Origin of the sequence: Enterobacter sp. CCUG 70166 (assembly GCF_020224095.1) — a bacterium.
Classification (GTDB): Bacteria; Pseudomonadota; Gammaproteobacteria; order Enterobacterales; family Enterobacteriaceae; genus Enterobacter; species Enterobacter intestinihominis.
The window spans coordinates 26,630-39,207 of the sequence record NZ_NRIQ01000011.1 but is presented as its reverse complement, the minus strand read 5'-3'; the positions used below and the strand labels follow the sequence as shown (position 1 = coordinate 39,207).

The window sequence follows — 12,578 nt, the reverse complement described above, 5'->3', positions numbered from 1 at the left end:
CTATCGTTGTGATATCAGGTCAGTTAGTTTCTTCTGGCTGTTGCTTAACGTCGCACTGAGATCTTTTTGTCCCACCGTCACGTTATGCACCATGGAACTGATAATGCCGGACCCGGTAACATCTCCCATGCGGGTAAAGTTCTTGTCGCCCACGGCACCAAACACCTGGACGTTCGGGAACTGCGCAATCAGCTCGTAAGGCAGTTGACCAAAGGCCTTGATAACGTCGTTGTTTTTCCAGGAATCAGTGCCCACCACGAGTTTATTGACCGGTAGCGCGGCGCCCGGAGACATCATGACCCAATCAGAGGCGTTCTGAGCCTGCTCCATCCAGGTGACAAATTTCTCGGCGGCCTGCGTTTCCTCTTCGGTCTGGCCGGTAGTGATCGTCAACGAAGTGATCATGCCGTACACGGCAGATGATTTTTCCGTCGGGACCACGAACCCCAGGTTGGCCGGATTGCCATCTTTGAAGACCGCGGGCAGGATATAGGTAGAGTAAACGGCCATAGGCGCAGAACCGTTCATGAAGGCGTCTTTGATCTCCATGACATCATTCGAGCCCGGCATGGTGTTCGCGGCCAGTGCCCTATAAAACTCCAGCGCTTTCGACATCTCAGGGGTATCGATTTTCACGCTGCCGTTTGCATCAAAGACGTTGGCCCCTCCTGACAAAGCAAATTGCGAGAAGGCCTGCTCCGTCATGACGCTTTCTGCGGTTGGAAGCGCGATGCCGTAATGTTTTTTCGCCGGATCGTTGAGCGCCTGACTGGCTTTCAGCAGTTGTTCCCAGTTGTGCGGTTCCTCGATCCCCGCTGCCGCGAGCGCATCTTTGTGATACCAGACGCCGGACAGCCAGGCGCTAACCGGCACCCCCGTCCATGCGCTGCCATCTTCCGTGCGAACAACGCGTAAAATACCGTCGTAAAATGTCTCCTCGCCCACCGCCTTGACGGCGCGGCCGATGGCGTCACGATCCAGCAACTGCTCTTTATCCATGACTTTGGCGTAGTCATGACTGATCTCTATCACCTCCGGTAGCGCACCGGTACGGGCCAGAGTAATAACCTTGGTGTTATAGGCATCTTCCTCAACGGGTACCTGTTTCACCGTTATAGTCGGGTTCTCTTTTTCGAATTTTTCAATCAATTTCGTGATAACGGCCTGACGCTCCTGTTCTACCGACGAGTGCATAAACTCAATGGTGACCTGAGATGCTTTATCGTCCTTACAGCCTGATAACAGGGCGCACGAAACCAGTGCTGATAACAGCACAATTTTTGGCATTTTCATTTTAGGGTCCTTTTTAGTTTTCTTTAATCCACATTACCTGCCATGGATTGAGGATCAGCTCCGTACCGCTAATATCCTGTCCTGATAATAATTCCTTACCAGAAAGCGTTTGTTCATAAACGGTCTGCATTTTATTGCTAAAATTAAATAATGCTGTAATTCGCTCGCCATTTTCAGCAACACGAATAATTTTAAGAATTTGTTTACCCACTGCGTCGAAAGCAGCCTGACTATCCGGATGGAACGCCCTCTCGCCGCGACGAATAGCGATAAACTCACTCAAACGAGAATAAATTTGATAACGAATACTCTTCTTATTATTCAGTTCGCTATCAAGCTGCCCCGCCGTGTATTTTTTCCGGTTAATCGCGCGGTTATATCCGAGGCGTTCGACGCCTTCATAATCGTTCCGCGAACCAAGAATGCTCTGAATATAAACAGCCGGGACGCCTGGGAAACTTAACAACAAAGCATGCGCGAGGAGGAACCTTGCAATACGTTCCTCATCTGAACTGTCTTGTAAACTTAACGCATCAAGATAGGTGACATTAATTTCATAAGGGCTTCGCGTTCCGTCAGGATTATTTTTCCAGTTGACCAGCGCGCCTTCCTGCTGAAGATTTTCGACCAACGAGAGGATCTCTGATTCCGGAAGAATGCCGCGTAGCGGATTCAAACCGATACCATCATGCGAGGCCAGGAAATTAAACCATGTAGTGTGTGAAGAAGGCAGTGCCAGCGACCCCGCCCATTGGCAAAGTGCTTTCACATCCTGACGATGAACGGCATGCAGCACCAGCGGAGGTAAGGAAAACTGATAGACCATCTGGGCTTCGTTTTCACCATCACCGAAGTAAGAGATGTTGTCTTTGTGCGGAACATTTGTCTCAGTAATGATCACCGTTCCAGGTGCCACGGCGTCCGTAATGGCGCGGAACAGCTGAATAAGGCAATGGGTTTGTTCCAGATGGATGCAGGTTGTTCCCGGGATTTTCCACATAAACCCGACCGCATCCAGACGGATATAACGCGCCCCTTCCATGAGGTAATGGAGCAGAACGTCAACCATTGCAATCAGCACCTGCGGCGAGGCGAAATTGAGATCGATCTGGTCATCGCTGAATGTAGTCCATAAATGACGAACGCTGCCATCATTAAGCGTAAACGGCGTCAACAGCGGTAAAGCGCGTGGGCGCGTCACCGCGGATAAATCGGTTTCCGGGTCGACAGAAATAAAGAAATCTTCATAACCAGGCTTCTGCTCCAGATAATTCGCAAACCATTCGCTTTTCGCTGACATATGATTGCAAACGAAATCAAACATTAAGCTGGCTGACTGTTTTAATTCCGCGACATCGCGCCAGTTTCCCGTTTCAGGTGCAACGGTATGATAATCAATAACGGAAAAACCATCATCTGATGACCACGGATAGAAAGGTAAAAGATGGACATGAGAAAAAGTACGAGAAAGCCACTCATTATAGAACCGGGTAAATACCGGCAATGCTTTCTCCCCTTTCGCGGAGATCTGATCGGCATAGGTAATCAGAACAACATCTTTTTCATCCCAGCCTGACTTACGCTTCTCCGTAATATTAACCGCCGCCTGTTGAAGCTTAGTTAATAACACGTCAAGGTGTGCATCTGAAAATGATTCACCGTAAATATGATTGATAAGGTATTTAATTTTTGCGTTCACATTATTTTCCATGGTAGCGGTCCCACGGAGTGGCAATCTACTCCCATGAAAAATATCTGTCAACGGACCTGGGGGCTGAAAAAGGCATTCTCAAAGCAGCGCAACGCAGTAATGTGAGCTGCCGCAAAGAAAGAGAAAAAGCAGAGGGGGAATTCATGCCCTCTCTCAGCGCGAGAAAGGGCTTATATGAGCGGGATTAGCGTGAAAAGTAGCGACGTGAAACGCGTTTTGCCAGTTTTTGTAACAGCGGCTCCAGGGCGACCGCCAGCAACATTCTGACCGGCTTACGGGCAACAGACTTGATCGCCCAGCCCGCCACACCAGCCGGACCATAACGTAACGCCGTCATCAGAACCAGTTTACCTGCGATTTTCAGGCCGGGTTTTACCTTCTGACCGGCCTGTTGCCAGTTTTGTTTCATGTAAGTTCTCTCTTAAAGCTGACGGAAACGACTTCTCAGCGTAAAGGTATCGGAGGTGACATAACGTTCCATCTCGCGCAATCGCTTCTCCCCTGCGCTCAGCTGTTCATCCACCGCGTTAAGAAGATCGCTGCTGGTTGGCGTGTTTTCCGCATCCAGCTCACCTTCCGGCATCGGATCAAGTACAAACGACAGAATGATGTAAGCCACCAGTGTAATAAAGGCCAGGCCAAAGAAAATCGACAATACGGTGACCACACGTACCAGTTTTACCGGGACATCCAGATAGTGTGCCAGCCCGGCGCAAACGCCCCGAACCATGCCCTGCTGCGGGATGCGCCACAGTTTTTTATTCAGATTTAGTCCAGCCATTAACGCTCCCTCCAGTTCGGGTGTTCCGCATCCAGGATGGCTTCCAGCGCCTGAATACGTTCGCGCATTTTGTTTGCCTCAGAAGAGAGCTGCGCCAGCCGCTGTTGCTCGCTTTGCGACAGCTCCCCGCGAGAAGAGCGGTTGCTGTAGTGCAGCCATAACCAGATGGGCAGAACAAACAGCACGAAAATTGTCAGGGGTATTGCCAGAAAAAGCGCGCTCATGTGTACTCCTTGTCTTGCGATGCGGCACGCTCAGGTGCCGCAGGATTTATTATTGGTGGTCTTGCTTCATTTTGGCTTTCAGCGCCGCCAGCTGCTCGCTAATTTCATCATCGGCTTTCAGGTCAGCAAACTGCTGATCCAGGGTTTTCTGCTTACCGATGCTGTGGCTTTCGGCTTCCGCTTCCATGTGGTCGATACGACGTTCGAACGATTCGAAACGCGCCATCGCTTCATCCAGTTTGCCGCTGTCCAGCTGGCGACGCACGTCGCGGGACGAACTTGCAGCCTGGTGGCGCAGCGCCAGCGCCTGTTGACGTGCACGGGTTTCGCTGAGTTTGTTTTCAAGCTCACCAATCTCTTTCTTCATACGCGTCAGAGTATCATCCACCAGCGTCACTTCATGTTCCAGCGTGGCAACCATATCGGTCAGCTTCTGCTTCTCAATCAGCGCAGCGCGGGCCAGATCTTCTTTATCTTTGCGCAGCGCCAGTTCAGCTTTTTCCTGCCACTCGTTAAGCTGGGCAGTCGCCTGCTCGATACGACGCGTTAACTGCTTCTTCTCTGCCAGCGCGCGGGCGGAGGTGGAGCGTACTTCAACCAGCGTGTCTTCCATCTCCTGAATCATCAGGCGCACCAGCTTCTGCGGATCTTCTGCTTTCTCCAGCAGCGAGTTGATGTTGGCGTTCACGATGTCGGCAAAACGAGAAAAAATACCCATAATTCAATCCTCATAGTTCTGTTATCGGGCGATGCCCTGCTGAGTAGTTAATACAAATCCCATGCCAACTTTTTATCTTATTGATTTTACTGGGTGTGATTGATATTTATCCATCCAGCGGCTATTCTCACCTGGTGAATATCACTAAGGAGTGGTTAATTTCATTATGGCTGAATATAAAGACAATTTGCTTGGCGAGGCAAACAGCTTCCTGGAAGTGCTTGAGCAGGTATCGCGCCTGGCGCCGCTGAATAAACCGGTGCTCATTATCGGTGAGCGCGGAACGGGTAAGGAACTTATCGCTAACCGTCTGCACTTTCTGTCTGGCCGCTGGGACGGGCCTTTTATTTCGCTTAACTGCGCGGCGCTGAATGAAAATCTGCTCGACACGGAGCTTTTCGGTCATGAAGCCGGCGCGTTTACTGGCGCACAAAAACGGCACCCCGGTCGTTTTGAACGTGCCGATGGCGGAACGCTCTTTCTCGACGAGCTGGCGACCGCGCCAATGCTGGTACAGGAAAAGCTGCTGCGCGTCATTGAGTATGGCGAACTGGAACGCGTTGGCGGAAGTCAGCCGCTTCAGGTTAACGTTCGCCTGGTGTGCGCCACTAACGCCGATCTGCCCGCGATGGTTGCAGAAGATAAATTCCGCGCCGACCTGCTGGACCGGCTGGCTTTCGATGTCGTCCAGTTGCCGCCGCTGCGTGAGCGACGCAGCGATATCATGCTGCTGGCCGATCAATTTGCCATTCAGATGTGCCGGGAACTGGGCCTGCCGCTCTTTCCGGGCTTCAGCGAACAGGCCACCGAGACCCTGCTCGGTTACCACTGGCCGGGGAATATCCGTGAACTGAAAAACGTGGTGGAACGGTCTGTTTACCGTCATGGCAGCAGCGAGACCGAACTGGACAACATTATTCTCGATCCGTTTCGGCGCGAGGTTAAACAGCCCCTTGCTCCGGCGGCGCGCCAGCATGATCCGGCGTTGCCGCTCGATTTACGCCAGTTCCAGCATCAGCAGGAGCAGCAACTGCTGGAACGGAGCCTGAAAGAGGCGAAATATAACCAGAAACGGGCAGCTGAACTGCTGGGTCTGACCTACCATCAGTTAAGGGCATTGCTCAAAAAACATCAAATGCGCTGACATTATCAGCACTTACCCCCAGACATTTTTACGAAGCAGGCGTAAGTGCGATACACTTTGCAGATCGAATCTAAAAACCTTAAAAACTATGCGCCTGGTTTTATCATCCCTGTTTGCACTCGGTCTGTTCAGCAATCTGGCCTTTGCTGCGCCCGATCGTACTGCGCCTCCTGATATTCGTGATAGTGGTTTCGTCTATTGCGTCAGCGGGCAAGTTGATACCTTTAACCCGCAAAAGGCGGGGAGCGGCGTGATTGTTGATACGCTGGCCGCACAGATTTACGATCGCCTGCTCGACGTCGATCCTTATACCTATCGGCTGGTTCCGGAGCTTGCTGAAAGTTGGGAAGTGCTTGATAACGGCGCCACGTACCGCTTCCGTCTACGCGATGATGTGGCTTTTCAGCACACCCCGTGGTTTACCCCAACCCGCAAGCTCAACGCGGATGACGTGGTTTTCACCTTCCAGCGCATCTTTAACCGCAACCATCCGTGGCATAACGTCAACGGCGGAAACTTCCCCTACTTCGACAGTCTGCAATTCGCGGACACGGTCAAAAGCGTTCGTAAGCTGGATAACCGCACGGTTGAGTTTCGCCTGACGCGCCCGGACGCCTCCTTCCTCTGGCACCTGGCGACGCACTACGCGTCCGTCATGTCAGCCGAATACGCGGATCAGCTGACGAAAAAGGATCGTCAGGAACGTCTCGATCGTGAGCCTGTGGGCACAGGACCCTTCCAGTTAGCTGAGTACCGCGCCGGACAATACATTCGCCTGCAACGACACGATCATTTCTGGCGCGGCAAACCGCTGATGCCGCAGGTTATTGTCGATCTGGGTTCAGGTGGAACAGGTCGCCTCTCCAAACTGCTGACCGGTGAGTGCGACGTTCTTGCGTGGCCTGCGGCCAGCCAGTTGACTATTTTGCGCGACGACCCCCGCCTGCGCCTGACCCTGCGCCCGGGAATGAACATCGCCTATCTGGCGTTTAACACCGATAAGCCACCGCTGAATAATCCGGCCGTGCGCCATGCGCTGGCGTTAGCGATCAACAATCAGCGTCTGATGCAGTCGATTTATTACGGCACCGCGGAAACCGCCGCCTCTATTCTGCCCCGCGCCTCCTGGGCCTATGACGGCGAGGCGAAGATCACGGAATATAATCCGGCGAAAGCGCGCGAACAGCTTAAAGCACTGGGGGCAGAAAACCTGACGCTTCAGCTGTGGGTACCCACCAGCTCTCAGGCGTGGAACCCTAGCCCGCTGAAAACCGCCGAACTGTTGCAGGCAGATATGGCCCAGGTGGGCGTGAAGGTGATCATCGTTCCTGTCGAAGGCCGTTTCCAGGAGGCGCGTCTGATGGACATGAATCACGACTTAACGCTGGCTGGCTGGTCTACCGACAGTAACGACCCGGACAGCTTCTTCCGTCCGCTGCTGAGCTGTGCGGCGATCAACTCCCAGACCAACTACGCGCACTGGTGTAACCGGGAATTTGATGCTGTGCTGCAAAAAGCCCTCTCATCTCAACAGCTTGCTTCACGCATTGAGGCCTACGATGAAGCGCAAAATATTCTGGCCAGAGAGCTTCCCGTGTTGCCGCTTGCCTCTTCCCTGCGCCTTCAGGCCTACCGTTACGATATAAAAGGGCTGGTACTGAGCCCGTTTGGTAACGCCTCCTTCGCGGGCGTGACTCGTGAGAAAGAACAAGAGGTGAAAAAACCATGATTATATTTACCTTGCGGCGGCTGCTATTACTGCTGGTCACCCTGTTCTTCCTGACCTTTGTCGGCTTTAGCCTTAGCTACTTTACGCCGCACGCCCCGCTTCAGGGCTCATCCCTCTGGGACGCCTGGCTGTTCTGGTTTAACGGCCTGTTGCACTGGGATTTTGGCGTGTCCAGCATCAACGGACAGCTCATCTCTGAGCAGCTGAAGATGGTTTTCCCGGCCACCATGGAGCTGTGTATACTCGCCTTTGGCTTTGCCCTCATGGTGGGGATCCCGGTGGGGATGCTGGCGGGAATTTATCGCAATAAATGGCAGGATAAATTCATCAGCGCGCTTGCCTTAATTGGCTTTTCCATCCCTGTTTTCTGGCTGGCGCTGCTGCTTACCCTCTTCTTCTCACTGACGTTAGGCTGGCTTCCGTTGTCTGGCCGTTTCGACCTGTTGTATAACGTGCAAACGGTGAGCGGCTTCGCCATCGTTGACGCCTGGCTTTCCGATTCAGTCTGGCGCGACGAAATGATCGTGAGCGCCCTGCGCCATATGGTGCTGCCAGTGCTCACGCTGGCCGTCGCACCGACGACCGAAGTGATCCGCCTGATGCGCATCAGCACTATCGAAGTCTTCGATCAAAACTATGTGAAAGCCGCCGCCACACGCGGACTGTCTCGCCTGACGATTCTACATCGCCATGTGCTGCACAATGCGTTGCCGCCGGTAATCCCACGGCTTGGGCTGCAATTCTCAACCATGCTGACGCTGGCGATGATCACCGAGATGGTTTTCAGCTGGCCGGGCCTTGGACGCTGGATGATCAACGCCATTCGCCAGCAGGATTACGCTGCGATCTCCGCCGGAGTGATGGTGATTGGCTCGCTGGTTATTATTGTTAACGTTGTTTCCGATATTTTGGGTGCCATGGCCAACCCGTTGAAGCATAAGGAATGGTATGCCTTACGATAACGTCTACAGCGAAAAGCGCACGCCTGGTGCGCTACGCACCGTGTGGCGTAATTTCTACGGCGACACCACGGCGATGATCGGCTTTTACGGCTGCATTGGCCTCGTGTTGCTGTGTGTTTTGGGTTCGTGGTTTGCCCCGTATGGCATCGATCAGCAGTTCCTTGGTTATCAGCTTTTACCGCCATCGTGGTCGCGTTACGGGGAGGTTTCGTTCTTCCTGGGGACTGATGATCTCGGACGCGACGTGCTAAGTCGTTTACTGAGCGGCGCCGCACCTACGGTAGGCGGCGCGTTCGTGGTCACCCTGGCCGCCGCGATATGCGGCCTTGCGCTGGGCATTTTTGCCGGCTCAACCCACGGGCTGCGGTCTGCCGTGCTTAATCATATTCTTGATACCTTGCTCTCGATTCCTTCGCTGTTGCTGGCGATTATCGTCGTGGCCTTCGCGGGGCCGCACCTCACACATGCGATGTTCGCCGTCTGGCTGGCCATTCTGCCCCGCATGGTGCGATCGGTTTACAGCCTGGTTCACGACGAACTGGAGAAAGAGTATGTCGTCGCCGCCCGTCTGGACGGTGCCACCACGTTTAATATTTTGTGGTTTGCCGTGCTGCCTAACATTGCCGCCGGGCTGGTGACGGAGATCACCCGCGCCCTGTCGATGGCGATTCTTGATATCGCAGCGCTGGGCTTCCTGGACCTGGGCGCGCAGCTCCCCTCCCCGGAATGGGGCGCAATGCTCGGCGATGCTCTGGAGCTGATTTACGTCGCGCCGTGGACGGTCATGCTGCCAGGCGCGGCCATCATGGTGAGCGTTCTGCTCGTTAACCTGCTTGGCGACGGGATCCGCCGCGCAATCAATGCGGGGGTGCAATAATGCCGTTACTTGATATCCGCAACCTCACGATCGAAATTAAAACGGGCGAAGGCTGGGTTAAAGCGGTGGATCGCATCAGTATTACGCTCGCAGAGGGCGAAATACGCGGGCTGGTGGGCGAATCGGGTTCCGGTAAGAGTCTAATCGCCAAAGCCATTTGCGGCGTGGCGAAGGACAACTGGCGGGTGACCGCCGACCGTATGCGTTTCGACGACATCGATCTGTTGCGTCTCTCCCCGCGCGAACGCCGTAAACTGGTGGGCCATAACGTCTCGATGATTTTTCAGGAGCCGCAATCCTGTCTCGATCCGTCCGAGCGCGTTGGGAAACAGCTGATGCAGAATATCCCCGGCTGGACCTATAAAGGCCGCTGGTGGCAGCGTTTCGGCTGGCGTAAACGCCGTGCCATTGAGCTATTGCACCGTGTGGGGATCAAAGACCATAAAGACGCGATGCGCAGTTTCCCCTACGAACTGACCGACGGTGAATGCCAGAAAGTGATGATTGCTATCGCCCTGGCCAATCAGCCGCGTCTGCTGATTGCGGACGAACCGACGAACGCGATGGAGCCAACGACTCAGGCGCAGATTTTCCGCCTGCTCACGCGTCTGAACCAGAATAACAACACCACCATTTTGCTGATCAACCATGACCTGCAAATGTTGAGCAAGTGGGCGGATAAAATTGACGTGATGTATTGCGGACAAACGGTAGAAACCGCGCCAAGTGAAGACCTGGTGACGACGCCGCATCATCCCTACACGCAGGCGCTGATCAGGGCGATCCCTGATTTCGGCAGCGCAATGCCACACAAGAGCCGTCTGAATACTCTGCCTGGCGCGATTCCGCTGCTGGAATCGCTGCCCATTGGCTGCCGTCTGGGTCCGCGTTGCCCGTATGCTCAGCGTAAATGCATTGAAACACCGCGCCTGACAGGGCCGAAAAATCATCTGTTTGCCTGTCATTTCCCGCTGAACATGGAGAGAGAGTGAAATGGTCGAAACCTTACTGGAAGTGCGTAACCTGAGTAAGACCTTTCGCTATCGCACCGGCCTGTTTCACCGTCAGACCGTCGAGGCGGTTAAACCGCTGAGTTTTACGCTGCGCGAAAAGCAGACGCTGGCGATTATCGGTGAAAACGGCTCGGGCAAATCGACCCTGGCAAAAATGCTCGCGGGTATGGTTGAGCCAAGCGGCGGTGAAATACTGATTGACGATCATCCTCTGGAATTTGGTGACTACTCTTTCCGCAGCCAGCGCATTCGGATGATTTTTCAGGATCCGTCAACGTCCCTCAACCCGCGCCAGCGTATTTCGCAGATCCTGGATTTCCCGCTGCGGTTGAATACCGACCTGGAGCCGGAAGCGCGTCGCAAACGGATTGTCGAAACCCTGCGTCTGGTAGGTCTCCTGCCCGACCATGTCAGCTATTACCCCCACATGCTGGCCCCTGGCCAAAAACAGCGTCTCGGACTGGCCCGCGCGCTGATCCTGCGCCCGAAGGTCATTATCGCCGACGAAGCGCTGGCGTCGCTGGACATGTCGATGCGTTCGCAACTCATCAACCTGATGCTGGAGCTACAGGAAAAGCAGGGGATATCGTATATCTACGTGACTCAGCACCTGGGCATGATGAAGCACATCAGCGATCAGGTGCTGGTGATGCACCAGGGTGAAGTCGTTGAGCGCGGCAGTACCGCTGACGTGCTGGCCTCCCCGCTCCACGACCTGACAAAACGCCTGATTGCCGGACACTTTGGTGAAGCATTGACGGCCGATGCGTGGCGGAAAGATCGTTAGCCGTTGCGTAACCCGCTTGCCAGCAGAGTAAACACCTCGATGGCATGCGGCAGCGTCTTCTGCGGCTCGTCACTCGCGGCAATCATCAAGGCAGCATTCAGCGCAACGCCGTTCAACAGATGGGCTGCGACTTTCGCATCCATTTTTTTAAGCACGTTGCGTTCGATTAATTTTTCGATGGTCTGGCGGGTCGACTCAAGACAGCTGTTCTGGCTGGGCCATTGCGCCGGATCGCCCAGAACGGCCGGACCGTCAAGAAGCACGATACGCTGAACTTCCGGAACGAGCGCCATGTTGATGTAGGCGATACCCTCCGCCAGCAGTCTTTCCCAATCATCGTCTGTGGCCGCGGCAACGGCTTTCGCGTTGCCCGCCATTTCGCTGTCTATCTACGCGACCACCGCCGCCAGTAACCCTTTCTTATCTCTGAAATTATGATACAGCGCACCGCGCGTTAACCCCACGCTTGCCGTCAGTTCATCCATCGACGCTGCAGCAAAGCCTTTCTCAGCAAACGCCTTTCGCGCCGCATGAATCAATTTTTCGCGATTTTCCTGAGCCGTTTCAGCACGACGTTTTGTAGCCATAGAACTTCCTATAAAAGCGATATTTTTAATTTGACATACGCGGCGTATGTGAATTACATTTTTTCACATACATTGCGTATGTTACTTCTCTTAAGTAACCACAACAACGCCTCTGACAGAAAAGGAAATGCCATGCATCCACGTAATCCTGTCTTCCCTGTCAATCGACATGCCCTTTATGAGGAACATGGCTATTCGGCTGCCATTCGCTCTGGCGATCTGTTATTTGTTTCCGGTCAGGTCGGCAGCCGCAGCGATGGCACGCCTGAGCCTGATTTCGCCGCTCAGGTGCAGTTGGCATTCGATAATTTACAGGCGACTTTGGCCGCCGCAGGATGCACTTTTGACGATCTGATTGATGTCACGACGTTTCATACCGATCCAGAAAACCAGTTCCCCGTCATCATGGAGGTGAAGAAACTGGTGTTTCCACAGCCACCTTACCCAAACTGGACGGCTATCGGCGTTAACTGGCTGGCCGGATTTGATTTTGAAATTAAGGTTATTGCCCGAATCCCCTCGCCAGCGAATTAATATCCGGCCGTCTTAGCGTGAAGCTTCTGGCCAACCTCTGGTTGGATGAGGCGAACCCAGCACCTGGTGATATACTGCTGGAATACACACGAAATAGCCTGATAAAGAGTCAGTTCAACGTCTTTCGTGCGCCCAGTCACGGCACGTGAGCGAGAAATATCGTGACACAAGGGGCTGTGAGTGGGCTATAATTTCGAGCTAATTTCGAATGATTTTGA

13 protein-coding genes and 1 pseudogene are annotated in these 12,578 nt (G+C 53.7%); 7 read left to right on the top strand and 7 right to left on the bottom strand.

All coding sequences use genetic code 11. The annotated features are described in order from the left end of the window. From CKK19_RS05275 to pspA, 6 genes are all read right to left on the bottom strand, one after another. On the bottom strand, nt 1-1,293 hold the full coding sequence (locus CKK19_RS05275; protein ID WP_022648301.1) for an ABC transporter substrate-binding protein: 1,293 nt from the start codon (nt 1,291-1,293) through the stop codon (nt 1-3). Between the two features lie 13 nt (nt 1,294-1,306). After that, complete coding sequence (locus tag CKK19_RS05270; RefSeq protein ID WP_225455046.1) at nt 1,307-3,004, bottom strand: sugar phosphorylase; 1,698 nt, start codon at nt 3,002-3,004, stop codon at nt 1,307-1,309. Nucleotides 3,005-3,188: 184 nt separating this feature from the next. Then, on the bottom strand, nt 3,189-3,413 hold the full coding sequence (gene pspD, locus CKK19_RS05265; protein WP_006810818.1) for a phage shock protein PspD: 225 nt from the start codon (nt 3,411-3,413) through the stop codon (nt 3,189-3,191). 12 nt (nt 3,414-3,425) lie between these two features. Next, on the bottom strand, nt 3,426-3,785 hold the full coding sequence (gene pspC / locus CKK19_RS05260; RefSeq protein WP_006810819.1) for an envelope stress response membrane protein PspC: 360 nt from the start codon (nt 3,783-3,785) through the stop codon (nt 3,426-3,428). Further along, nucleotides 3,785-4,009, bottom strand: a complete 225-nt coding sequence (gene pspB / locus CKK19_RS05255) for an envelope stress response membrane protein PspB (RefSeq protein ID WP_022648304.1) — start codon at nt 4,007-4,009, stop codon at nt 3,785-3,787. Before pspB ends, pspC begins: the two co-directional genes overlap by 1 nt. 49 nt (nt 4,010-4,058) lie before the next feature. Next, nucleotides 4,059-4,727 (bottom strand): phage shock protein PspA, encoded by a 669-nt coding sequence (gene pspA, locus CKK19_RS05250; protein WP_022648305.1) that lies wholly within the window; start codon nt 4,725-4,727, stop codon nt 4,059-4,061. 151 nt (nt 4,728-4,878) lie between these two features. On the opposite strand from pspA, the gene pspF reads away from it, so the two are divergent. The 6 genes from pspF to sapF all read left to right on the top strand — a co-directional run bounded on the left by pspF (nt 4,879) and on the right by sapF (nt 11,239). Beyond that, on the top strand, nt 4,879-5,871 hold the full coding sequence (gene pspF, locus CKK19_RS05245; protein WP_162882544.1) for a phage shock protein operon transcriptional activator: 993 nt from the start codon (nt 4,879-4,881) through the stop codon (nt 5,869-5,871). An 88-nt stretch (nt 5,872-5,959) separates the two neighbouring features. Next, nucleotides 5,960-7,600, top strand: coding sequence for an ABC transporter substrate-binding protein SapA (gene sapA / locus CKK19_RS05240; RefSeq protein WP_022648307.1), 1,641 nt, complete (start codon nt 5,960-5,962; stop codon nt 7,598-7,600). Continuing rightward, the gene (gene sapB / locus CKK19_RS05235; protein ID WP_063853431.1) at nt 7,597-8,562 is read left to right on the top strand and encodes a putrescine export ABC transporter permease SapB; all 966 of its coding nucleotides are present in this window, start codon (nt 7,597-7,599) and stop codon (nt 8,560-8,562) included. Before sapA ends, sapB begins: the two co-directional genes overlap by 4 nt. Beyond that, a complete protein-coding gene (gene sapC / locus CKK19_RS05230) occupies nt 8,549-9,439 on the top strand; it encodes a putrescine export ABC transporter permease SapC (protein ID WP_003856843.1) in 891 nt (296 codons plus the stop codon). The genes sapB and sapC overlap by 14 nt, the downstream gene beginning before the upstream one ends. Continuing rightward, nucleotides 9,439-10,431, top strand: a complete 993-nt coding sequence (gene sapD / locus CKK19_RS05225) for a putrescine export ABC transporter ATP-binding protein SapD (RefSeq protein WP_063853430.1) — start codon at nt 9,439-9,441, stop codon at nt 10,429-10,431. The genes sapC and sapD overlap by 1 nt, the downstream gene beginning before the upstream one ends. A gap of 1 nt (nt 10,432) precedes the next feature. Next, nucleotides 10,433-11,239: a putrescine export ABC transporter ATP-binding protein SapF gene (gene sapF / locus CKK19_RS05220; protein WP_003856838.1), complete on the top strand. Its 807-nt coding sequence runs from the start codon at nt 10,433-10,435 to the stop codon at nt 11,237-11,239. Here sapF and CKK19_RS05215 read toward each other — a convergent pair. After that, nucleotides 11,236-11,826, bottom strand: a pseudogene (locus tag CKK19_RS05215) (TetR/AcrR family transcriptional regulator). The gene sapF and the pseudogene CKK19_RS05215 overlap by 4 nt on opposite strands. A 132-nt stretch (nt 11,827-11,958) precedes the next feature. On the opposite strand from CKK19_RS05215, the gene CKK19_RS05210 reads away from it, so the two are divergent. After that, nucleotides 11,959-12,360, top strand: a complete 402-nt coding sequence (locus CKK19_RS05210) for a RidA family protein (RefSeq protein WP_022648310.1) — start codon at nt 11,959-11,961, stop codon at nt 12,358-12,360. Nucleotides 12,361-12,578 lie beyond the last annotated feature (218 nt).

Bases quoted from the DNA above. Each gene is read 5' to 3' on its own strand.
- CKK19_RS05275 (WP_022648301.1), bottom strand. From the start codon at position 1,293: ATGAAAATGCCAAAAATTGTGCTGTTATCAGCACTGGTTTCGTGCGCC.
- CKK19_RS05270 (WP_225455046.1), bottom strand. From the start codon at position 3,004: ATGGAAAATAATGTGAACGCAAAAATTAAATACCTTATCAATCATATT.
- pspD (WP_006810818.1), bottom strand. From the start codon at position 3,413: ATGAAACAAAACTGGCAACAGGCCGGTCAGAAGGTAAAACCCGGCCTG.
- pspC (WP_006810819.1), bottom strand. From the start codon at position 3,785: ATGGCTGGACTAAATCTGAATAAAAAACTGTGGCGCATCCCGCAGCAG.
- pspB (WP_022648304.1), bottom strand. From the start codon at position 4,009: ATGAGCGCGCTTTTTCTGGCAATACCCCTGACAATTTTCGTGCTGTTT.
- pspA (WP_022648305.1), bottom strand. From the start codon at position 4,727: ATGGGTATTTTTTCTCGTTTTGCCGACATCGTGAACGCCAACATCAAC.
- sapA (WP_022648307.1), top strand. From the start codon at position 5,960: ATGCGCCTGGTTTTATCATCCCTGTTTGCACTCGGTCTGTTCAGCAAT.
- sapB (WP_063853431.1), top strand. From the start codon at position 7,597: ATGATTATATTTACCTTGCGGCGGCTGCTATTACTGCTGGTCACCCTG.
- sapC (WP_003856843.1), top strand. From the start codon at position 8,549: ATGCCTTACGATAACGTCTACAGCGAAAAGCGCACGCCTGGTGCGCTA.
- sapD (WP_063853430.1), top strand. From the start codon at position 9,439: ATGCCGTTACTTGATATCCGCAACCTCACGATCGAAATTAAAACGGGC.
- sapF (WP_003856838.1), top strand. From the start codon at position 10,433: ATGGTCGAAACCTTACTGGAAGTGCGTAACCTGAGTAAGACCTTTCGC.
- CKK19_RS05210 (WP_022648310.1), top strand. From the start codon at position 11,959: ATGCATCCACGTAATCCTGTCTTCCCTGTCAATCGACATGCCCTTTAT.